Annotated in this window: 17 protein-coding genes and 1 pseudogene; 6 read left to right on the top strand and 12 right to left on the bottom strand. The window is 60.8% G+C overall.

Features of this window, described 5'->3' with window-relative positions:
- Nucleotides 1-23: 23 nt before the first annotated feature.
- Nucleotides 24-385 (bottom strand): annotated as a pseudogene (locus GNF76_RS04495) (type 2 periplasmic-binding domain-containing protein); the annotation flags it as partial.
- Between the two features lie 7 nt (nucleotides 386-392).
- On the bottom strand, nucleotides 393-1,415 hold the full coding sequence (gene sohB / locus GNF76_RS04490) for a protease SohB (protein WP_155581977.1): 1,023 nt from the start codon (nucleotides 1,413-1,415) through the stop codon (nucleotides 393-395).
- 192 nt (nucleotides 1,416-1,607) lie between these two features.
- Between sohB and GNF76_RS04485 the strand changes: the two genes are divergently transcribed.
- Nucleotides 1,608-2,318, top strand: a complete 711-nt coding sequence (locus tag GNF76_RS04485) for a histidine phosphatase family protein (RefSeq protein WP_178123177.1) — start codon at nucleotides 1,608-1,610, stop codon at nucleotides 2,316-2,318.
- Nucleotides 2,319-2,375: 57 nt separating this feature from the next.
- A complete protein-coding gene (locus GNF76_RS04480) occupies nucleotides 2,376-2,690 on the top strand; it encodes an SCP2 sterol-binding domain-containing protein (RefSeq protein WP_155581976.1) in 315 nt (104 codons plus the stop codon).
- Nucleotides 2,691-2,744: 54 nt separating this feature from the next.
- On the opposite strand, the gene GNF76_RS04475 is transcribed toward GNF76_RS04480, so the two are convergent.
- Nucleotides 2,745-5,381 (bottom strand): MGH1-like glycoside hydrolase domain-containing protein, encoded by a 2,637-nt coding sequence (locus tag GNF76_RS04475; RefSeq protein WP_155581975.1) that lies wholly within the window; start codon nucleotides 5,379-5,381, stop codon nucleotides 2,745-2,747.
- A 196-nt stretch (nucleotides 5,382-5,577) separates the two neighbouring features.
- Between GNF76_RS04475 and hglS the strand changes: the two genes are divergently transcribed.
- Nucleotides 5,578-6,966, top strand: a complete 1,389-nt coding sequence (gene hglS, locus GNF76_RS04470; RefSeq protein WP_155581974.1) for a 2-oxoadipate dioxygenase/decarboxylase HglS — start codon at nucleotides 5,578-5,580, stop codon at nucleotides 6,964-6,966.
- Between the two features lie 167 nt (nucleotides 6,967-7,133).
- Here the strand turns inward: hglS and GNF76_RS04465 are convergent, their stop codons facing one another.
- Nucleotides 7,134-7,355, bottom strand: coding sequence for a DUF465 domain-containing protein (locus GNF76_RS04465; protein ID WP_155581973.1), 222 nt, complete (start codon nucleotides 7,353-7,355; stop codon nucleotides 7,134-7,136).
- A gap of 188 nt (nucleotides 7,356-7,543) precedes the next feature.
- Here GNF76_RS04465 and tkt point away from each other — a divergent pair, with 188 nt between their 5' ends.
- Entirely contained in the window at nucleotides 7,544-9,601 is a 2,058-nt protein-coding gene (gene tkt / locus GNF76_RS04460) for a transketolase (protein ID WP_155581972.1), read from the top strand.
- Between the two features lie 110 nt (nucleotides 9,602-9,711).
- Here the strand turns inward: tkt and GNF76_RS04455 are convergent, their stop codons facing one another.
- On the bottom strand, nucleotides 9,712-10,752 hold the full coding sequence (locus tag GNF76_RS04455; RefSeq protein ID WP_155581971.1) for an AraC family transcriptional regulator: 1,041 nt from the start codon (nucleotides 10,750-10,752) through the stop codon (nucleotides 9,712-9,714).
- A gap of 202 nt (nucleotides 10,753-10,954) precedes the next feature.
- Between GNF76_RS04455 and GNF76_RS04450 the strand changes: the two genes are divergently transcribed.
- The gene (locus GNF76_RS04450; RefSeq protein ID WP_155581970.1) at nucleotides 10,955-11,896 is read left to right on the top strand and encodes a SphA family protein; all 942 of its coding nucleotides are present in this window, start codon (nucleotides 10,955-10,957) and stop codon (nucleotides 11,894-11,896) included.
- A gap of 1,069 nt (nucleotides 11,897-12,965) precedes the next feature.
- Here GNF76_RS04450 and GNF76_RS04445 read toward each other — a convergent pair.
- The 4 genes from GNF76_RS04445 to GNF76_RS04430 all read right to left on the bottom strand — a co-directional run bounded on the left by GNF76_RS04445 (nucleotide 12,966) and on the right by GNF76_RS04430 (nucleotide 16,999).
- Nucleotides 12,966-14,174 (bottom strand): DSD1 family PLP-dependent enzyme, encoded by a 1,209-nt coding sequence (locus GNF76_RS04445; protein ID WP_178123198.1) that lies wholly within the window; start codon nucleotides 14,172-14,174, stop codon nucleotides 12,966-12,968.
- 68 nt (nucleotides 14,175-14,242) lie between these two features.
- Nucleotides 14,243-15,571: a D-arabinono-1,4-lactone oxidase gene (locus tag GNF76_RS04440; RefSeq protein ID WP_178123197.1), complete on the bottom strand. Its 1,329-nt coding sequence runs from the start codon at nucleotides 15,569-15,571 to the stop codon at nucleotides 14,243-14,245.
- An 84-nt stretch (nucleotides 15,572-15,655) separates the two neighbouring features.
- Nucleotides 15,656-16,024 carry a c-type cytochrome gene (locus tag GNF76_RS04435; RefSeq protein WP_155581967.1) on the bottom strand — a complete coding sequence of 123 codons (369 nt, stop codon included), beginning with the start codon at nucleotides 16,022-16,024 and terminating at the stop codon, nucleotides 15,656-15,658.
- Nucleotides 16,025-16,165: 141 nt separating this feature from the next.
- On the bottom strand, nucleotides 16,166-16,999 hold the full coding sequence (locus tag GNF76_RS04430) for an arylamine N-acetyltransferase family protein (RefSeq protein WP_155581966.1): 834 nt from the start codon (nucleotides 16,997-16,999) through the stop codon (nucleotides 16,166-16,168).
- A 225-nt stretch (nucleotides 17,000-17,224) separates the two neighbouring features.
- On the opposite strand from GNF76_RS04430, the gene GNF76_RS04425 reads away from it, so the two are divergent.
- Nucleotides 17,225-17,746, top strand: a complete 522-nt coding sequence (locus GNF76_RS04425; protein ID WP_155581965.1) for a DUF3087 domain-containing protein — start codon at nucleotides 17,225-17,227, stop codon at nucleotides 17,744-17,746.
- Nucleotide 17,747: 1 nt separating this feature from the next.
- Here the strand turns inward: GNF76_RS04425 and GNF76_RS04420 are convergent, their stop codons facing one another.
- The 3 genes from GNF76_RS04420 to GNF76_RS04410 form a co-directional block, all read right to left on the bottom strand.
- Nucleotides 17,748-18,872, bottom strand: a complete 1,125-nt coding sequence (locus GNF76_RS04420) for an MFS transporter (RefSeq protein ID WP_155581964.1) — start codon at nucleotides 18,870-18,872, stop codon at nucleotides 17,748-17,750.
- Between the two features lie 70 nt (nucleotides 18,873-18,942).
- Complete coding sequence (locus GNF76_RS04415; protein WP_155581963.1) at nucleotides 18,943-20,307, bottom strand: MFS transporter; 1,365 nt, start codon at nucleotides 20,305-20,307, stop codon at nucleotides 18,943-18,945.
- 118 nt (nucleotides 20,308-20,425) lie between these two features.
- A complete protein-coding gene (locus GNF76_RS04410; RefSeq protein WP_155581962.1) occupies nucleotides 20,426-21,292 on the bottom strand; it encodes a Dyp-type peroxidase in 867 nt (288 codons plus the stop codon).
- Between the last annotated feature and the right edge of the window lie 113 nt (nucleotides 21,293-21,405).

Below are 21,405 nucleotides of genomic sequence, written 5' to 3'. Positions count from 1 at the left end.
CGCATGACCCGGTCAACATACGACGCAATCACCGCCACCACCCCACCCGACCGAGACCCCAGGCGCGGCGTATAACCGCTCTGAGCGGCGACTTGCAGCGTGCCGCTGATCTGATCGGGCAGGATGAGCGTCTCATTCTGCAAGTGCCCGCAGTTGGTCGCCTTCAACCCCAGCAACCGGGATGCCTGAGGCAGCGTCAAGACAAAGCCTTCGCTGTTCAAGCGTACCGCCCCCACGCCATCGGCGCAGGGATGTCATAACGCCCTTCCATTACCAATCCCGATCACCTCGCCATTGGGCTCTCGCCCACATTGAGGCTGACATCGGAGACGTCAGCGCAGAACGCCTGAACCTGACGTTGCAATACCCCTGAATACACTGTCGACCGGTTATTACCAGAACCGCTGCTGGGTCAAGCGACTCCACCAGGTCAACAACACCCGGTCCACCGAACCGCTGGCCGCCAGGCCAACCCGCTCTTGCAGGCTTTTGCGCTCGGCATAGTGCAGGTGGTACAGCTCGGCGGTCTTGGCCTTGGAGGCCAGGTATTCGTCACTGGTTTGCAGTTCGTCCACCAATTGTTTGTCCAGGGCCGCGACACCCAGCCAGACTTCACCGGTGGCGACTTCATCAATGGCCAGCTGTGGGCGGTAACGTGCAACGAAGTTCTTGAACAACTGGTGGGTGATGTCCAGGTCTTCCTGGAACTTCTCCCGGCCCTTCTCGGTGTTTTCGCCAAACACCGTCAGGGTGCGTTTGTATTCACCGGCCGTCAGCACTTCAAAGTCGATGTCATGCTTTTTCAGCAGACGGTTGACGTTGGGCAACTGGGCAACCACGCCAATGGAGCCGAGGATGGCGAACGGCGCACTGATAATCTTCTCGCCAATGCACGCCATCATATAGCCGCCGCTCGCGGCAACCTTGTCGATGCACACCGTCAGCGGTACGCCCGCCTGGCGGATACGCACCAGTTGCGAAGACGCCAGGCCATAGCTGTGGACCATCCCGCCGCCGCTTTCAAGGCGTAGCACCACTTCATCCTTGGGGGTGGCCAGGCTCAACAGCGCGGTGATTTCGTGGCGCAGGCTTTCGGTAGCTGAAGCCTTGATGTCGCCGTCGAAATCCAGCACGAATACCCGTGGCTTGGTCTCGGGCTTTTTCTTGCTCTTCTTCTCGGTCTTGCTTTCAGACTTGCGCAGGGCCTTGAGTTGATCCTTGTCCAGCAAGGTCTGCTCCAGGCGCTCACGCAGGCCCTTGTAGAAATCATTGAGCTTGCTGACCTGCAACTGGCCTGCCGCCTTGCGACGGCCTTTGCTGCGCAACGCCGCAAAGCTTGCCAGGACCACCAGAATGGCGACCACCAGGGTGACTGTTTTAGCCAAAAAACTTGCGTACTCAGCCAGAAACTCCATAAGACTCCTTCACATGCGGTGCGCCAGGCGCGAATTGCCCAAGCATACCGACGGGATTGCCGGGGAGCCAGTGATCAAACCGCCAGCAGCAAAGCTCTAACGACCTTTTAAAACAAGCGTATGTTTTTTCATTGACAGCTCCCCGGCATCCTCATAACCTCGCCAGACTTTCAACGTACCGGGAAAACGGACGTGGGCAGCATCTATTTGATTCGACATGGCCAGGCCTCCTTCGGTGCAGACGACTATGACGTGTTGTCGCCCATCGGCGTGCAGCAGGCGCAAGTCCTCGGCAGCCACCTGGCAGAACTGGGCCTGAACTTCGACCGTTGCGTGTCCGGCGACCTGCGTCGCCAGCAGCACACCGCCACGGCCGTATTAGAACAGTACAGCGCCCTGGGCCTGCCGGTGCCGGCCCTGGAAATCGACAGCGCGTTCAACGAATTCGATGCCGACGCGATCATCCGCGCCTTGCTCCCGGACCTGTTGAACAGCGAACCCGAAGCCCTGGAGATCCTGCGTAACGCCCCACAAAACCGCAGCGAATTCCAACGCATCTTCGCCCTGATCGTCGAGCGCTGGCTCGCCGGTACGTATGATCCACCGGGCCTGGAAAGCTGGCTGGGGTTTGTCGAACGAGTACAGGGTGGCTTGCAACGCATCCTTGAGGCTGCCGACAATCGCGACAAGATCGCCGTGTTTACCTCCGGCGGCACCATCACCGCCCTGCTCCACCTGATTACCCGGATGCCTGCAGCCCAGGCCTTCGAATTGAACTGGCAGATTGTTAACACCTCGCTCAACCAGCTGAAGTTCCGTGGTCGCGAGGTGGCACTGGCTTCCTTCAACAGCCATACCCACTTGCAACTGTTGAAGGCGCCGCAGCTCATCACTTTCCGATGAATTGCGGCCAACCGTGACCCCAAGGTCACTGGACTCACCCATAAAAGGATCGAAACCATGACTGACGTAGCTAAAGCCGTAGAAGCAATGAAAGCCAAATTCAACCCAGCCGCTGCCGACGGCCTGGACCTGGTGTTCGGTTTCCGTATCGACGACACCCAGAACTTCTCGCTGGTGGTCAAAGACAAGACCTGCGAACTGCTGGAAGGCGAAAACCCTGACGCCCAAGTGACCCTGGTCATGGACGGCGAAACCATGAAAGGTATCGTCGACGGCTCCACCGACGGCATGCAGGCCTTCATGGGCGGCAAACTGCGCACCGAAGGCGACATGATGCTGGCGATGAAGCTGAGCGAACTGTTCCCGGCCTGATCAAGGGCAACCTTGGCTAGACCAAATCCCGCCTTTTCAGGCGGGATTTTTATTTCAGGCCCTGGGCTGCAATAACAACGCCACCAACGCACTCCACCCCGTCTGGTGCGAAGCCCCAAGGCCGCGCCCCGTGTCACCATGAAAGTACTCATGGAACAGCACCAGGTCGCGACTGGCCGGGTCGGCCTCCAACTGCGGGTAACCGGCCATGGACGGTCGCAGGCCATTTTCATCGCGCAAGAACAGCCGGGTCAGGCGTTGGCTGAGGCTGTCGGCCACCTCTTCCAGTGACGACAGGTAACCGCTGCCGGTGGGGTACTCCACCGAGAAGTTTTCATCGTAGTACCGGTGAAATTCCCGCAACGACTCGATCAGCATGTAGTTGACCGGCATCCACAACGGCCCGCGCCAATTGGAATTGCCGCCGTACAAGCGTGAGTCGGACTCTGCAGGGGTATAGCGGGCACACAAGGTATTGCCGTTCATCTTCAGCGCCAGAGGGTGCTCGGCATAAGCCTTGGACAGCGAGCGCACGCCAAAGGCCGAAAGGAACTCCGCGTCATCGAGCATGCGCTTGAGCAAGTCCTTGGTGCGCTCTCCGCGCAACAACGCCAGCAACAGACGGTTGCCCTGCCCCGGTTCGTTCCAGCGTGAGACCAGTTTCGCCAGGTCCGGTCGGTGTTTCATAAAGCCCACCAGACGGTCACGCAAGCCTTCCAATCCTTCGTGTTCACGCTGTTCCAGCACCAGCACCGCAAACAACGGCATCAGGCCGACGATCGAACGCAGGCGCACCGGTTCGCTCCGGCCATCAGGACGGTGCAGCACGTCGTAGAAGAATTGGTCCTGCTCATCCCACAGGCCTTCGGCGCTGTCATCGACCCGGTTGATAGCTCCGGCGATATACAGGAAATGCTCGAAAAACTTCACCGCGATGTCGACGTACACCACGTTGCGCTTGGCCAGTTCCAGCGCCATACGCATCAGGTCCAGGGCATAGGCGGCGACCCAGGCGGTGCCGTCGGCCTGGTCCAGTTGATAGCCGGGCGGCAAGTCGGCCGAGCGGTCGAACAAGGCAATGTTATCCAACCCCAGGAAGCCGCCCTGGAACAGGTTGCGACCCTCGGCGTCCTTGCGGTTGACCCACCAGGAAAAATTCAGCAGCAGCTTGTGGAAGATCCGCTCCAGAAAATCCATGTCGCCGACGCCGGTCAGCGCCTTGTCCTGTTGATACACCCGCCAACTGGCCCAGGCATGGACCGGCGGGTTGGCGTCATCGAAGCGCCACTCGTAGGCCGGCAACTGACCGTTGGGGTGCATGAAGCGGTCCTTCACCAACAACAGCAATTGTTGCTTGGCGAACCCCGGATCGATCAGGGCAAAGGCCACCGCCTGGAAGCCCTGGTCCCAGGACGCGTACCACGGGTATTCCCAGGTATCAGGCATGGACAGGATGTCGAAGTTGGACAGATGCCGCCAATGGGTATTGCGGATATGCAGGCGCTCGGGCGGTGGCGCGGGCTGGGCCGGATCGCCGTCGAGCCACTGGTTCACATCCAAGTAATACAGCTGCTTGGACCACAGCAACCCGGCCAGCGCCTGGCGCTGCACATTACGCGCGTCTTCGTCAGTGATGCCTTGTTGCAGGGTGGCGTAGAAGTCGTCGGCCTCCTGGCGGCGCTGTTCGAACAATTTGCGGGCATTGACCTGAGGTGCGTCTGCCGGGGCGAAGCGCAGGTACAGGATTTTGCTTTCCTGGCTCGCCAACTCAAGGATGAAACGCGCTGCGACCTTGGTCCCCGTATCCCGGCGAATCGCCGTTTGCACGCCCTCTACGACATAGTCATTGATCCCGTCCTTGAACGGCCCCGGCGCCGGAGTGGCATCGAGTTTGGGAAAGTTGGTTTCGTTCTCGCAGAACAGCCACTCCACGCCATCCTGGCCCCAGGCGCTGAGGTGACGGTCCGCCAGCTCATGGTGGCGTGCTACGACGTGATCATCCTCCAGGCGCAATTGCGGCTTGGGCGAATCGGCCGTCCAGCTCCAGTCATTGCGCGCCCAGAGCTGCGGCAATACTTGCAAGCGGGTCGGCTGGCCCGAGCGGTTGTGCACGGTCACCCGCATGAACACGTCGTCGGGTTGGTGCTTGGCGTATTCGACGCTGACGTCGCAGTAACGGTTGTCTTCGAAGACCCCGGTGTCGAGGATTTCGTATTCGGCATCCTCCAGTCCACGCCGGGCGTTCTCGGTGATCAGGTCATCGTAGGGGAACGCTGCGTGAGGGTATTTATAGAGCATGCGCATGTAGGCGTGACTGGGGACGCCATCGAGGAAAAAGTACAGTTCCTTGACGTCTTCGCCGTGGTTGCCTTCGGCGTTGTTCAGGCCGAACAGGCGTTCCTTGAGGATCCGGTCGTGCTCGTTCCACAGTGCCAGGCCCAGGCACCAGCGTTGGGCCTTGTCGGAAAAGCCCGCCAGGCCATCCTCGCCCCAGCGGTAAGCGCGGCTGCGGGCATGTTCGTGGGGGAAATAGCGCCAGGCATCACCGTCGGCACTGTAGTCCTCGCGTACCGTGCCCCATTGCCGCTCGCTGAGGTAAGGCCCCCATTGGCGCCAACGCTCACCGTCTTCGGCGGCCAGGCGCTGGCCTTCAATCGTTTGCAGAATGTTCGTCGCAGGCTTGGCCGTCATCGATTCTTCCGTCGCACATTGAGGTGGAGGCCAGTGTAGAGCCCATCGACGGTGAGATGCACATGAAGGCGAATAGGTTCCACTCATTCATTTGCAGAATGAAGTCCCGAGGAATCTTCGTTTGCAAGCCGTCGGTGCACCCAACAAAATCAAGGAAACGGCCACGCCCTTCTAAACCGCTGCCAGGAATTTTTCTATGCCAAGTGCCCGCCATGTCAGTCCCGACGAGATCCGCAAAGGCTTCTCCAAAGCCATGTCCGACATGTACCGAGAGGAAGTGCCGCTGTATGGTGCCTTGATGGAGTTGGTGGCCGAGACCAATGCGCGTGTACTGGAGACCGACCTTGCCCTGGCACAACAACTGCACCGCACCGGTGAAATCCAGCGCCTGGACATGGAGCGCCACGGCGCCATCCGCCTGGGCACCGCCGAGGAGCTGGCCACCATCCGTCGCCTGTTTGCGGTCATGGGCATGCAACCGGTGGGTTACTACGACCTGACCCCGGCCGGGGTTCCGGTGCACTCCACGGCCTTTCGCGCCGTGCATGAAAGCGCCTTGCAGGCCAGCCCGTTCCGGGTCTTCACCTCGTTGCTGCGCCTGGAACTGATCGAAAACCTTGAGCTGCGGGCGTTTGCCCAGGCCGCGCTGGCCAATCGTTCGATTTTCACCCCAGGCGCACTGGCACTGATCGAACAATCGGAAAAAGACGGCGGCCTCAACGCCGCCGATGCCGAAGCCTTCATCCAGCACGCCCTGGAAACCTTCCGCTGGCACCACACCGCTACCGTCAGCGCCGCGCAATACCAGCAGTTGAGCGACCAGCACCGGCTGATCGCCGACGTGGTGGCCTTCAAGGGCCCACACATCAATCACCTGACGCCGCGCACCCTGGACATCGACCAGGTACAAACCGCCATGCCCGGCAAAGGCATCACGCCCAAAGCCGTGATCGAAGGCCCACCCCGCCGCCAATGCCCGATCCTGCTGCGCCAGACCAGCTTCAAGGCCCTGGACGAAGCCATTGCCTTTACCGACGCCAAGGGCAGCCACAGCGCGCGTTTCGGCGAAATCGAACAGCGCGGCGTAGCACTCACCCCCAAGGGCCGGGCGTTGTACGACGAACTGCTGAATGCCGCGCGGGATGAACTGGGCGCGTTCCCCACCGAAGCCAATGCCAGACGCTACACCGCACTGATGGAACAACACTTCCAGGCCTTCCCGGATGATCATCGGCAAATGCGTGAGCAGGAATTGGCGTTCTTTCGCTACTTCGTGACCGATAAGGGGCTTGCGGCACGGGGTCGGGCAGACCTGCCACGCACATTAGGCGCTTTGATCGAGACCGGGCATGTGGATGTGGAGCCATTGGTGTACGAGGACTTTCTGCCGGTGAGCGCGGCGGGGATTTTCCAGTCGAACCTGGGGGATGCGGCTCAGAGTCACTACGCAGCCAACTCCAATCAAGTGGAGTTTGAAAAGGCCTTGGGGCGTCGGACGATTGATGAGCTGAAGCTGTACGGGGAAACCCAACAGCGGTCGATCATGGAATGTGCGCAGGCATTGGGCTTGCCGGCACTGGCGTGAGGTAAAGAGTTCGCCCGACGCCACAGCGCAGTCCTTGCGCCGTAAACGAGCCCCAGGGTCGGGCGAACGATGGGCATGATAGGTAGCTGTGGTGATGCTGTCCTTCGGAAAATTCTGAACAAATGTGGGAGCGGCAGTACGGCGCCCCCACACGGGATGTATGCCGCTTACAGCAACTTGGCAATCTCGTCCTTAACGAGCAAGCGCTTCTCCTTCAACTTCTTCAACTCATCATCACTGCCGGCCGCCTTTTCAGCGCTCAACACCAGCTCATCGACAGTTTTGTATTTATCGAGCAGCGCATTCAAATGAGGATTTTCTGCCCGGCGCCCGTCGACGACTTCCTTGCTCAAACCCAGGTCCTGATACAGGTCGTGTTTCACTGGCATGGAGTACCTCCGCAAGTTGTTCAATGGCTGATGCCCTTTGAAGCTAGCCTATCGGAGGGGCGCTTGTCATGTTCGAGATCAAGGCTGTCGTGTTTGCAGCCCCGTTCGTCGCAGTAGGGGTCATGGGATAAAACCTTTACCGTGCCCTGCCCTCCACTGTAGATCGCCACCCGAGGAGGACAGGTTCCATGAATCACGCTGCCAACGCTGTCGACACCCTGTGCATCAACACCCTTCGTACCCTCGCCATGGACGCTGTGCAGAAGGCCAACTCCGGCCACCCCGGCACGCCCATGGGCCTGGCGCCGGTGGGTTATACCTTGTGGAACCGCTTCCTGCGCTATCACCCCGAGCACCCCGACTGGCCCAACCGTGACCGCTTCGTATTGTCGGTGGGCCATGCCTCGATGTTGCTTTATTCGTTGCTGCACCTGGCCGGCGTGGTCGAGATTGATGAACACGGCAAGCGCTCCGGTAACCCGGCCATCAGCCTTGAGGACATCAAACAGTTCCGGCAGATGGATTCCAAAACACCAGGCCACCCGGAATACCGCATGACCACTGGGGTGGAAACCACCACCGGCCCGCTGGGCCAGGGTTGCGCCAACAGCGTCGGCATGGCCATGGCCGAACGTTGGTTGGCCCAGCGTTTCAACCGGGACGCCAACGTGTTGTTCGACTACAACGTCTACACCCTGTGCGGCGACGGCGACATGATGGAAGGCATCAGCAGCGAGGCCGCGTCCCTGGCTGGCCACTTGAAGCTGGCGAACCTGTGCTGGATCTACGACAACAACACCATCAGCATCGAGGGCCACACCGAATTGGCCTTCAGTGAAGACGTGATCAAACGCTTCCAGGCCTATGGCTGGCACACCTTGCACGTGACCGATGCCAATGACCTCAAGGCCCTGAGTGATGCCCTGGACACCTTCAAGACCAACACTGGGGCGCCGACGCTGATCGTGGTCGACAGCGTGATTGGCTACGGTTCGCCCCACAAACACAATACGTCTGCTGCCCACGGCGAGCCCCTGGGCGTGGATGAGATTCGCCTGACCAAGGCCGCTTACGGCTGGCCCGAAGACTCAAGCTTCCTGGTTCCAGATGAGGCCCGTAGTGTATTGCACGACGCCCTGGTGGCACGCGCCCGGCCCTTGTATGAGCAATGGACGCAAACCCTGTCCCGGCTCGAACAGTACGAGCCGGAACTCGCCGATGAACTGCGGCGTATGCGCGCCGGTGAAATGCCCGAGCATTGGGAGGACCGTTTGCCGAGCTTTGCCAGCGATGCCAAAGGCCTGGCCAGCCGTGCTTCGGGCGGCGAAGTGTTGAACGCGTTTGCACAGCAGATTCCCTGGCTGCTGGGGGGCTCGGCAGACTTGTCGCCGTCCACCAAGACCAACCTGACCTTCGACGGTGCCGGGCGTTTCAGTGCCGAGGACTATAGCGGGCGCAACCTGCACTTCGGTATCCGCGAGCATGCCATGGGGGCCATCGCCAACGGGATGGCGCTGTCCTATCTGCGGCCCTACACCTCGACGTTCCTGGTATTCAGCGACTACATGAAACCACCGATCCGCCTGGCGGCGATCATGGAACTGCCGGTGGTGTTTGTGTTTACCCATGACTCAATTGGTGTCGGCGAAGATGGTCCGACGCACCAGCCTATCGAGCACCTGAGCCAGCTGCGTGCCACGCCGGGCCTGTTGACCCTGCGTCCCGGGGATGCCAATGAGACCCTTGAGGCCTGGAAAATCGCGCTCGCCCAAACCCATCGCCCCAGTTGCATCGTGCTTTCGCGCCAGAATCTGCCGACGCTGGATCGCACCCAATACGCAGCTGCGTCGGGCACTGCCCGGGGGGCCTATGTATTGGCCGGGGCCGAGAAGCCCGAGGTGATCCTGATGGCGACCGGCAGTGAAGTCAGCCTCGCGGTGGACGCCTATGAACAATTGAAAGCGGACGGCGTGGCGGCCCGGGTGGTATCGATGCCCAGTTGGGAGTTGTTTGAGGAACAGGACCTGGCCTACCGCGACAGCGTCTTGCCGCCGGCCGTGAAAGCCCGGGTCGTAGTGGAACAGGCCGGGCCCTTGGGTTGGGATCGTTATGTCGGGCAGACCGGGGCCAAGGTGGTGATGAACAGCTTCGGGGCTTCGGCACCGCTGCCCAAGTTACAGGCCAAGTTCGGGTTTACGCTGGAGAATGTAGTGAAGGTGGCCAAGGAGCAGATCCAACGGTCGTAATCCTGCTGCCGCTGCCGAGGCACGAGGCTGCGATGCGTGTCCGCAGGACCGCCCCTGGGGCCTGCTACGCAGCCCATCGCAGCCTCGTACCTCGGCAGCGGCTACAAGAATCAGAGCACGGCCCCTCCCCCTTCACTGCGAAACGCGCTGGGACTCAGTCCCGTCCAGCGTTTGAACGCCCGTCTGAAACTGCGTACATCGCTGTAACCCACCTCCTCGGTGATGCGCTCGATGGACAACCCAGGGTTGCTCAACAAGCCCATGGTTCGCGCACGCCGTACGTGCTCCAGCAACCCCTCAAACGTCAGCCCGTGTTCGGTCAGGCGCCGGCGCAAGGTACGGCCGCTCATGTTCAAGTCACTGGCGACCTTTTCCAGTTGGCTGCCCTGCAAGTCACGGGAAATCGCGCGCTCCACGGCTTGGGTCAAGTCCATCTTCTGGTGCAGTTGGGCGCTTTCCAGTTCCAGCAGCTCCAGGGCCTGGCGCAACGCCAGGGCATGATGATTGGGCAGGCATACGTCCAGCCAATGGCGGGCCAGGACCATGCGATTGTGCAGGCAACCAAAGCGCACATCCGCACCGAACAACCGCAGGTATTCGGCAACATACGACGGCGCGGCATGCATGAACTCCACCCGCAGCGGCATGAAGTCGGCGCCCACCAAGGCCCGGCCATAGACCATGAGGCTGGCGAAGAACTCTTCGGCGGCAAACACTTGCACCTGTGCGTAGGGCAACAGGCATTCGATATCGACAAACACCTCGTCGGCGCTTTCGTGGGTACGCGTGGTGGCAATGCCACCGGAGGTGTGTTGATGGCGTTCGCCGACAGCGAACGCATCGCGCAGGGTCTTGCATAGCGAAATCACGTGCCCCAGCAGGCCCAGGGTGCCCAGCACATTCTGATGGCCCACACACAAGCCCAATCCCTGGTCGGGCAGAACCTTGAGTGCACGTTGAATCATAGTGACCGCCTGGCGATAGGAAATCCGCTGGGCCGGGTCATCCAGGTCATCGAGGGTAAACCCCAGGCCGCGACACAAATGCTCGGCGCTGGCGCCCTTTTGCGCGACGACTTGCCCGAGGGTTTGCAGGAGAAATGGCGAGACCAACGCCAGTTCATAGTGCGGATCAACGACTTTGCTTTGCATGGACCTTCGATTCCCGACTGAGTGCTCGGTTGTTGTTTTAGAAACATCCTGACAATCATAGGCGCTTGCAAGATCCGCCGCACTCTGGATGAAAGCTGTCCGCCAAAGTCCCCCTATCTGGCCGCCAATACCCTGCCCCGTTGGGCACCAAGGGCTTATTTGTATAGGTAGCGTTCCCCTAACAATAATAATGAGCCCAGACATGAAACCGATCCGTGCGCTTCGCCCCGTGCAACTCGCCCTGCTGACCCTGATCAGCCTGCCGGCCCTGGCCACCGAAGGCGGTGTCGACAACATCGGCCCCGGCACCGACGGCTTCTACATCTTGCCGCTGGACGTCAACAACCTGCCGGACCACATGTTTGCGTTCAACCTCTACTACAACCACTACGAAGCCAGGAAGCTCAATATCAGCTCCCTGGGCGGCAAGGTGTCGGGGGTGGATATCCAGTCCGATGCGGTCATCCCGCGCCTGGATTACCTCAGCCCGGTACGGGTGTTCGGCGGGCGACTGGGTGCCTACATCGCCCAGCCCTGGATTAAACAGCAGGTGTCGATGTTCGGCATGTCTGACCAGCGCGAAAGTATGGGCGATACCACCCTGGCACCGATCATCCTCTGGGACATGGGCAAGAACCTGACCCTGGCGACGGCCCTGGAGATCACCTTGCCCACCGGCGAGTACGACGCCACGCGGCTGGCCAACACCAGCAACAATTTCTATACCTACAAACCGCTGGTGTCGGCGACCTGGATGCCGAATGAACGCACCGAGTTGTCGATCAAGACCACCTACAGTTTCAACAAGGAAAACCCTGATACCCATTACCGCTCGGGGCAGATTTTCCATTTTGATTATTCGGCCAGCTACAAAGTGACCGATAACCTGAGCCTGGGGGTGAATGGGTACTACCTCAAGCAGACCACTGACGATAAGCAGTACGGGCGGACGGTGGTGAATATCTATGGGGAAGACGTCGATGACGGTGTGAAGGGGCAGGTGTTTGCCATAGGTCCGGCGGTGTATTTCACCTTTCTCAAGTACGCCAGTGCGGAGGTGCGGTGGGCCAAGGAGTTCGATGTGAAGAATCGGCCTGAAGGGGATATGTTGTGGGCTAAGTTGACGATTCCGTTTGCTCTCTGATGTTGGGGTTGGGATTGGGGGACATATCCGTTGTTGCGGTGATGGCCGCTTAGGGTTCCGCCCTTACGGCGGGTCACTTTGGAAAAGAGCCCCAAAGTAACCAAAGGGCTCTTGCCCCACCACTTGGTGCCTCGCCTAGGCTCGGCATGCCCTCACTCCGGCATTACTCCGTGGGCCGCCGCGACGGGCCATCCATGGCCCAACGCGGCTAAACCGGCGTCCTGCCGGTTTACCCACTCCGTAATACCTGCGTTCGGCCAGCGTGGTTTAACGGGGCGCCTAAGATCAAAATCAAAAGCACGGCGGCCTGAAAGCCGACCTGAGTGGTAGAAGCAAAAGCAAGGCCCAGCAAGGGCCAGAGCGAAAGCAGATCTGCTTTTCTGTGGGAGCTGGCTTGCCTGCGATGCAGGCAACTCGGTCTTTCAAGAACACCGAGGTGATGCCATCGCAGCATAGGTATCTACACAATTGCGCAGGAGCCTGATTTTTGTAGCCGCTGCCGAGGTACGAGGCTGCGATGCGGTCCGCAGGACCGCCCTAGGGGCCGCTACGCAGCCCATCGAGCGGTTACAGGTTTTTTGCAGGATTCAAAAATATGTAGATACCTATGCTGCGATGACATCAGCTCGGTGTTCCTGAAAGACCGAGGTGATGCCATCGCAGGCAAGCCAGCTCCCACAGAAAAGCAGCTCTGCTTTCGCTCTGGCCCTTGCCTTTGCTTCACACCACTCAAGCCGGCCGGTAGGCCGCTGTGCTCTTGATCTGCTTTTGACTTTGATCTTAGGCGCCCCGTTAAACCACGATGGCCGAACGCAGGCATTGGGCCGTGGGTAAACCGGCAGGACGCCGGTTTAGCCGCACTGGGCCAGGGATGGCCCATTGCGGCGGCCCACGGAGCAATGCCGGAGTGAGGGCATGCCGAGCCTAAGCGAGGCACCGAGTGGTGGGGCAAGAGCCCTTTGGTTACTTTGGGGCTCTTTTCCAAAGTGACCCGCCGTAAGGGCGGAACCATACGTAGCCATCACCGCAGCAACGGATATGCCCCCAGACCCCACACCCAACCAACCTGTCAGCTATAAACCGGCCACCGCTCAACAATCTTCCCGCCCCGTACCCCCAATAAATCCCCAAACTGCAGCAACACAAACTCACTCTGAGTCGGACGCAAAAACACCTGGTCCTCCACCCTCAAGGCAACCTTGGGCGAACCATTCACCATCTCCTGATTGGAACTGCGCCCATACAACTCATTGCTTTGCAGCCCCCCCGGCGACTCAAACTCCGCCAACCAATTCCCCCCATAGATAAAGAACGTAGCCCGCTGGTTAGGGTCCCACCACGAGAACAACCGCGACTTGTCATCCAACGCCGGAATATTCACCGCCCCCGTGCTTTTCAATACCGGCGTAGCGATAAAAGCCGCAGGCACATGCTCACTCAGCGACGGCAAATCGTAGTGCGTCGGCTTGAGCATCGCCGTACCCACCGACACTTCACTGCTCAGACGCTCCTGCTCATGAATGCGATAAGTCGGACTGCCAGCGGTGTTCAACGTCAGACCATCACGCCACAAGGGCGCAAACTGCTGGCGGGTGTAGTCGACATAGCCGTTGTACTGCTGCATGACCTTGTCGAACAACGCCTGGGGCGAGCCGAGAATCCCCGGCACCCCCATACCCACAAATGGGTCGTAGCCCATAAACCCGGCAAATTCCAGGTGCTGTGGATGCGCGCTGATCATCCCCAGCATCTGCCCCAGCATGGCGTTGTCACTGATACCGCCACGGTGCAGGCCCACATCCAGCTCGATGTTGACCCGCATCTTCGTCCCCAGCCCTTGCGCCAGCGCGAGGTATTGCTGCAGGCGTTCGGGGGTGTCCAGCAACCATTGCAACTGCCGCGCAGGATCAAACGGGCCCTTGTGCTGTTGGTAAAACAGCTCGACAGAACGTACCGGCAACGGCTTGCCCAGCAGGATATCGGCGTCGGGGAAAACCTGGGCGTCATGGTTGAGGAACGGCTGATGAAACGACATCAAGCGCTGGGTACCGGCACGCTTGGCGATGTAGGCCAGCAATCCCGGCGATGGCAGGGATTTCTCCACCAGCCGCAGGTGTTTGCCGCCACGCTGCACCGACTGCATCACCACATCAATGTTGTGGTCCAGACGGTCCAGGTCGATCAGCATCACCGGGCGCATCGGCCCATGGGCCTTGAGCTCCTGGTTCAAGGTGCGGAAATAATCGTTGTAGGGACTCCCGCGATCACCCGGGCGCAACAAGGCCGCGCCGCCAACCGCCAGCGCCCCCAGTCCAACGGTGCCGAGCATGAAGTTTCTGCGGTTCATCAGGCCACCCCCAGGATCGATGACAGGTGCGCATTAAGGAATTTGCCGCTGGGGTCCAGGGCCTGACGCACTCGGGTGAATTCATCCCAACGCGGATAAAGCGGCTGCAAGTTGCGCGCATTGAGGGTGTGTAATTTGCCCCAGTGAGGCCTGCCGGCGTACTTCCAGAAAATCGGTTCCACAGCGGCGAAAAAGTTGTGATGGTCCATGGTGTAGTGCTGGTGCACAGAGATCGAACAGCTGTCGCGCCCCTCGAACATGCTCAAGGGAATATCGTCAGCCTTGACGTAGCGGTACTCGATGGGAAACCAGGTGCGCAGGTCCTTGTCGCGGATCAGCTTGAGGATTTCCCGCAGACACGCCGGGCCATGTTCGGCGGGTACCGAATACTCCATCTCATTGAAGCGCACGTTGCGTACATTGGCGTAAACCTGGAACGACTCGGCGACCCGGTCTTCGAAGCTGGCGAAATAGCGCAGGCTGTTCAGCAAGGTGCGTCGGGCTTCGGGGAAATCGCTGCCGTATTTGTCGAGTTTCTCGATGATCGAGACGAACTCATTGCCACCCGCTTCAGCCGGGTCGATCGGCGGCGTCTCGGCATCGGTGGTTTCATTCAGGGCGATGGACAGGGCGTAATCGGAATGGGTGACCACAAGCATTTCCCAGTGTTGATTTTCCCGGGTGTTTTTTTCTACGTCCTCCAGCAACTCTTCGGTCTTGGCGATCCATTGCCGTTCCCGCAGACGATACGGCGCACGGTTCTGCGAACGCACCTGAGTCGCCACGCCGAGGGCGCCGAGGGATACCCGGGCAGCGCTGAACACCTCGGGATGACGCTGGGCGTCGCAGTCCAGCACCTCACCCTGGGCGGTGACCAGTTGCAGGCCGGTGACGCCGCCGGAATACGAGGTGAAGCCCACGCCGGTGCCGTGGGTCGAGGTGGAAATGGCACCCGCCAGGGTCTGGTAGTCGATGTCCGCCATATTGGGCAAGGCCTGGCCGACAGCCTTCAGGGCCGGTCCCATGCGCGACATCGGCGTGCCGGCGGCAAAGGTTGCTTGCAAGGTCTTGGCGTCGTGATCCAGCAGTCCGTTGAAAAAACTCAGGGACAGCAACGTCCCGTCCGTGGGCACCAGGGCACTGAACGAGTGGCCCGAGCCTACTGGCCGGATCTTGCCCGGCGCCTGGCCAATCACCTGCACCAGTTCATCCAGGTTCTTCGGCGCCAGGCGCGCCAGGGGCAGGCAGTTTTGCGCACCCGACCAGTTGCGCCAGGGAATCAGCCGTGGTGCCCGGGCCAGTTGCGCCAACACCGGGTTGCTGCTCAACGCCAGGAACGCTCCCGCCAGCGCCGAGCGCTGCAGCAGTTGCCGTCGTGAAAGGTCCATCGCCATACCCCTACCCCGTTGTTGTTATTGGATGTGTTGACCGGACATAAAACTGATCAGCCCGAGGAATTGCTCCTCGGAGCACTGCATGCACAGGCCCATGGGTGGCATGCCGTTGTAGCCATTAATCGTGTGGTCCAGCAGGGTGTCCGCGCCCTGGGCGATGCGCGGGTTCCAGGCCTGGCCGTCGCCCGTCAACGGCGCGCCGGAGGCCGGGTTGCCGTGGCACAGCTTGCAACTGGTGTCGTACACCTGGGCCAACGCCGGGTCGACGGGCATGGTGTTGGCCGATGTGGCGCGTTCGGGGGAAGGTTTTGATCCATCGCCACAGGCCGCCAGCAGGCCAATCAAGGCCAGCAGCAGGCCGAGGCGACAAGGGGTTGTTGCCGACATAAACACCCTCTCTCTTGTTGTGTGGAAAGCCTGATCCACACTAAGGCAGCGGCGCCCGGGCGTTGAGGGTATTGGGGGACATAAAGGGGGGCTTCGGCGGCCAGGGTTGTGGGGAGCGAACGTGCCCGCTCCCGCAGCCACTCAGGACGCAGTCAGCACACTTCCAAGACGCTCACGCAGTTGCGGATGCTCGGGCAGGCGAATACCGAAACTGCCTTGCAGCAGTGCCATCAACTCATCCACATCCTGGATCGCACGCTTTTCGCTGTCGCGGTCCAGGTAGTGGATGGCGTAGTGGCCGTTATTCAAGGTGCGGCGCAAGCCCGGAGCAAGCAGTGCCACTTTCAACGTGCCAAAAAACGGCGACTGTGGGTGAGTCGAGACGTACCAGTTACCGATTTCATAGTCGAAGTGCGACTGCGGCTGCAAATCGAACACATACAGCCCCCGCCACTCCCCGGCGACCTGGGCCCACAGGGTGTAGCTGCCCTCGTGCAGACTCAGGCGATAGGGTTCGTGAGCCGTTACCTGGGGCGCTTCGCTGTCCAGTTGCAACGGGCTGCTCGGTACCATGCCACCAAAGCCGACGTCGCTGACATAGCGCACCCCGTCGACGGTCACCAGGCTCAAGCGATGAGTGCGCCCCGTGTGCGCATCCGGTGGCCCGCCCATCACTACCCGGCCGGTAATACCCCGCGCCTCGAAACCCAATTCTTGCAGCAAGGCCAGGAACATCTGGTTCAGTTCGTAGCAATACCCGCCGCGTCCGTCGAACAGGACTTTTTGTTCGACGCTGGGCAAATCGATCGGCACCGGTGCCCGCAACAGCGTCGACAGGCTTTCAAAGGCAAAGGTGCTGACATGGCGCAGTTGCAAGTCCTTGAGGGTTTGCAGGGTCGGCGCGGGGGGCGTGTCATACCCCAGGCGTTGCAGGTACAAGCGACTGTGGATCAGACGGGGGGATTCCTCAAACATGAAGCGATCCTTGAGCATGAGGTGAAGACGCCACTAATACCCTGAAGGCTGCGACTTGCCAATCGTGGCCTGCGTCAAAACATGGCGTGTCGGGCCATAAACTTTCTGAGCCGTTCTGCATCCATTCAGTACAAGACAGGGAAAGCCCATCACCCGGGACCACGAAGCATGCGATGATGCCGGGCTTCGCTATACCCCTGCTCGCCTCATGGAGAATGCCCACGGATGTTCGAGATCAAACCCTGCGACCCGCAAACCTATCGTCAACAAACCCGTCGCAGCACGTTGATTGTTGCTGTGCTGTTTGTGGCCCTGGCAATGCTGCTGTCCAGCCTGGCCGTGATGCTGTTTGGCGAGCCTGGCGGGGACAACTTCCGTTTCAACGTGGGTGGCGTCATGGCCGGGGTGTTGCTGACCGTGGCCCTGGTGCGCGGCCCCTTCTGGTCGCAACCCTGGCTCGCACCGGCGATCTACGGTTGGCAGCTCAAGCGCAGCCTGATGAAGGTGACCAACGTGATGCACACCGTCACCGAGCAGGTACACGCCAACAACCCGGCAGCACTCAAGTTGCTGCGTTTCTACCACCTGGGACTGACGCAGATGCACGAGCTGGATGCCAACTCCAGTGCCCAGGCGCAACTGGTCCGGGAGATCGAAGCGCACAAGACGAAGATGCAAGCGCTGGGGATCGAGACCGAACAGACGCGTCTCGACCCGGCGTGGTTGGCGGCGATGAAAACCCCTTGATTCAGACCTTTGCCCGCCAGCAAAACACTGCGCTGAGCGCAATCGCCGCACCGGCAACGCCGAACACCCAGGGCGCCGACGCCACCGGCAGCAGCAAACCCGCCAGCAACGGCCCGAGCCCGGCGCCGATATCGCGCCAGACGGCGTTGGAAGCCAGGGCCGAGACGCGCATGGGTCCCGGATTGCGCTCGGCCACCAACGTGGTCACCAATGGCAACTGCAATGCCCGCAACACCAGCACCGCAGCGGCGCCGACGATCACCCAATAACTGCCGAACGCAGCCAGAGCCAGGGCACTCAAGAAGGAAAACAGCAGCAACATGGACGTCGCGCCAAACCGCTGTGCCGCGCGCCCACCCAAGGGACTGAGGAGCAATTCCGAGACATAACGCAAGGCCATCAAGCCACCGGCGATCAGCACCGCATCGCCACCGAGGATTTTTTGCGCCTGGATCGACAAGCCGAAAATAAACAGCCCGTCCAGGGCCACGCCTTCGATAAACGACCATACCGCGACACTGTCGGGCAAGCGAAAACGTCGGCCGGGTGTGCCGTGCAAATCATGCCCGGTCGTGGGCAGTCCGCGCGCCATCCACAACCCCACCAGACAACACACCGCCAGAATCAGAAAGATCGGCCGTGGCCCGGCCCACAACGTCAACAAACCGCCCAGAGGCAAAGCCAGCATCGGACCGAGGGCGATCAACGCCCGGGAGCGCCCTGCCCTACGCGCCGCGCCCAAGGGTTCGGAAGTGGCCAGCACTTGGGTCGAGAGGTTCAACGCGGCAAAACACAAACCCCAGATCAGCCGCAGCACCAGCAACGCCGCAAAACCGCAAAGGAATGAATTGCCCAGGGCACATACCGCCGCCGCACCCGCCGCCAGCATGCACGTCAGCCGATCGCCGCGGCGGGCGTAGAAATTCAGCACATGCCGATAGCCGAAAATCCGCACCAACCGATTGGCCGCCAGCAACACCCCGGCCTGGGCCAGGGTAATACCAAAGGCCTGGGACTCCATGGGTAGCAGCAGGTAAAGCAATACGTCACTGGGCAGGCACAAACCCAGGGTCAGGGCGGCGCGGCGCGAGGTGGCATCAGCGGTGCGTTGAACCTGGCTGGGCATAGGGCTGAAATATTCAGAAACATCAGGGCTGCAACGTTAGCGTTCTCGCTCAGTGTTTTACAAGGACCCATCAGTCCCTGGGAGCAAATTGCAGCAAACGCAATCCACTGGCGACACTGCCCACCAAGGCGAACGCACAACCCAGCCACAGCGCGTATTGCGGACCGCTGCTCAATGACAGGTGGAAACACAAGGCGACCAACGAGGCGCCCAGTGTTTGCCCCAGCAACCGCGAGATCGCGACAATGCCGCTGGCCCCGCCACTGCGGGCCAAGGGCGCGCTGGTCATCAAGGCCTTGAGGTTGGGCGACTGAAAGAAACCGAAACCGGCGCCACACAACGCCATCCGCCAGCCAATCTCGAATGCTGTGGCGTCATTGCCCAGGGTCGCCAGGGCGGCCATGCCCACGCTCAACATCAGCAGGCCGATCCCGCACAACAACCCCAGCGACACCCGATCCGCCAGACGCCCCGCCACCAACGCCATCACTGCTACCACGGCCGGCCAGGGCGTCATCAGAAAACCAGTGGCCACCTGGCTGTGGCCAAGCACCGCCTGCAACAGGAACGGCAAAGACACAAACGCCAATCCCTGGGCGCTGAACGCACAGACTGCCGTCAATGAAGACAGGGCAAACACCGGCCGCTTGAACAAGTCCAGGGCCAGCATTGGCGCTGGATGACCGGCCTGACGGCGAATCAGCAAGGCGCCGCACACCAGCGCCACCGCGATCAATCCCAAGGTCAGCGCGCCTTGGGCCCCATGCACCGCCGTGCCCAGGCCCAACACCAATAAGGCAAACAGCCCCGCGCATAACAGTGCCGCGAAACGATCAAAGGCGTGCCCGGTCATGGGAATCGCCGGCAACGAACGCAGGCCCAAGGCCAAGGCCAACAGCCCGAGCGGCACGTTGATCAGGTAGAGCCAGTGCCAGGAGGCGACCGACAGAATCCCCGAGGCCACGGTAGGCCCGAGGGTAAAGGCCAGGCCCACCACCAGCGAGTTGTAGCCCAGCCCTCGGCCGAGCATTTTTGAGGGGTAGATGTACCGCAACAACGCGGTATTGACGCTCATGATCGCCGCCGCGCCCAGGCCCTGGGCCACGCGTGCGGCGGTCAGGGTCACCAGCGAGCCGGCCAACCCGCAAAACAGTGACGACACGATAAACAGCAGTAAACCGCCCAGGTACACCCGACGGTGGCCCAGCACATCACTCAAGGAAGCAAACGGCAGCACCGTGGCGATGATCGCCAGCTGGTAGGCATTGACCACCCAGATCACTGACGCGGAGTCGGTGCCAATGCCTGCGGCCAGGGTCGGCAACGCCGTGTTGACGATGGCGGTGTCCAGGGTCGCCATGCCGATCCCCAAGGAAATAGCGATCACCGCCGGTAGGCGTTTGTGACTGGGCAACCCATCGGCAACTGAAGACATGGCGGATCCGCGCGCGTGGCAAAGGTGTCTAGATTACGGGCAGCGGCGGATTTTTTCAGCGGACAAATGGGTGGCTGTCCAAATTTTCATGTTGGGTGAAGACCAGGAAGCGCTGACTTCAACCCGCCACGACCGCGCTCAAATCCAGATGCCCGTCCTTGAGCGGCGGGCACCAGTAGTACCCCCCGGTCAACGGCCGGCTGATGCGGTACAAGCCGTCGACGATGCCGTCTTCCAACCCGCTCATGCGGTGCAGTTGGGCTTCAAAAGCATCGAAGGAATGACCGAAGGCGAGGAACATCAGCCCGGCCTGGCCATTTTCGGCCCACGGCATGGAGCGGCGCACCACAAAGGCCTCCGGGGTGAAGCTTTCCTGGGCGGTGCGTTTGACGTGGGCCGACTCCGGCGCATCGTCCAGTTCTTCGTTATCGCCATGGCGCCGACCGATGATGTGATCGCGCTCTTGCGCCGGCAACGCGGCAAAACCGTCCAGGTCGTGCTGCCACTGCTGGATCGCGGCGAAGCTGGCGCCGCCGGTGGCCACGGCGGCATCAACCGCTGCGTCGTCATGGGGGTTTTCGGTGCCGTCTTCATAGTCGGTCAGGTCGAAACCGGTCTTGTAGCGGAAACCTTCGGTCATCTGCACCAGGCGAAAGGCCGGGGCCAGGGCTTTTTCAAAGGCCCGGCTGCGCATCAGCAACTCGCCACGGTCCACACCGTGCAACCAGACCCACAGGGCCTGTTGGGTGGACGGATTGTCGGCACCCGGGCCACTGACGTGGGGGAATGCCCGCAACCCGTCAATCCGGGCGCCAAGAGCACTGACCAGCGGCTCACCGAAACCCACGACTGCCTGAGCATCCGTCAACTGCACCAGCGCATCGAAAGCAGCTGGCACGGCATCCACCGATTCCAGGGCAAAAAACAAATGGCGTGCCTGCAACGGCACCGGTGCGGCAAGAATGCCCGGCTGGTAGTGACTCATGTGAACTCCTTCAAGAAAGCCTGGCAGTTTACCCGCCACAGCACGCCTATGCGTAGCGGAAAGCGCACAGGCCTTGCAACAGAGCCCTCGGATGGGTGAATCTCTAGACATAT

Source organism: Pseudomonas spelaei (assembly GCF_009724245.1).
Lineage (GTDB): Bacteria > Pseudomonadota > Gammaproteobacteria > Pseudomonadales > Pseudomonadaceae > Aquipseudomonas > Aquipseudomonas spelaei.
This window is presented reverse-complemented; position numbering and strand designations above follow the sequence as displayed.

What these genes read in the sequence shown, in the direction of transcription:
- hglS (WP_155581974.1), top strand. Translation starts at nt 5,578, where the DNA reads ATGCCAAGTGCCCGCCATGTCAGTCCCGACGAGATCCGCAAAGGCTTC.
- GNF76_RS04415 (WP_155581963.1), bottom strand. Translation starts at nt 20,307, where the DNA reads ATGTCTTCAGTTGCCGATGGGTTGCCCAGTCACAAACGCCTACCGGCG.
- GNF76_RS04465 (WP_155581973.1), bottom strand. Translation starts at nt 7,355, where the DNA reads ATGCCAGTGAAACACGACCTGTATCAGGACCTGGGTTTGAGCAAGGAA.
- GNF76_RS04480 (WP_155581976.1), top strand. Translation starts at nt 2,376, where the DNA reads ATGACTGACGTAGCTAAAGCCGTAGAAGCAATGAAAGCCAAATTCAAC.
- GNF76_RS04455 (WP_155581971.1), bottom strand. Translation starts at nt 10,752, where the DNA reads ATGCAAAGCAAAGTCGTTGATCCGCACTATGAACTGGCGTTGGTCTCG.
- GNF76_RS04430 (WP_155581966.1), bottom strand. Translation starts at nt 16,999, where the DNA reads ATGTTTGAGGAATCCCCCCGTCTGATCCACAGTCGCTTGTACCTGCAA.
- GNF76_RS04450 (WP_155581970.1), top strand. Translation starts at nt 10,955, where the DNA reads ATGAAACCGATCCGTGCGCTTCGCCCCGTGCAACTCGCCCTGCTGACC.
- GNF76_RS04475 (WP_155581975.1), bottom strand. Translation starts at nt 5,381, where the DNA reads ATGACGGCCAAGCCTGCGACGAACATTCTGCAAACGATTGAAGGCCAG.
- GNF76_RS04420 (WP_155581964.1), bottom strand. Translation starts at nt 18,872, where the DNA reads ATGCCCAGCCAGGTTCAACGCACCGCTGATGCCACCTCGCGCCGCGCC.
- GNF76_RS04425 (WP_155581965.1), top strand. Translation starts at nt 17,225, where the DNA reads ATGTTCGAGATCAAACCCTGCGACCCGCAAACCTATCGTCAACAAACC.
- GNF76_RS04410 (WP_155581962.1), bottom strand. Translation starts at nt 21,292, where the DNA reads ATGAGTCACTACCAGCCGGGCATTCTTGCCGCACCGGTGCCGTTGCAG.
- tkt (WP_155581972.1), top strand. Translation starts at nt 7,544, where the DNA reads ATGAATCACGCTGCCAACGCTGTCGACACCCTGTGCATCAACACCCTT.
- sohB (WP_155581977.1), bottom strand. Translation starts at nt 1,415, where the DNA reads ATGGAGTTTCTGGCTGAGTACGCAAGTTTTTTGGCTAAAACAGTCACC.
- GNF76_RS04435 (WP_155581967.1), bottom strand. Translation starts at nt 16,024, where the DNA reads ATGTCGGCAACAACCCCTTGTCGCCTCGGCCTGCTGCTGGCCTTGATT.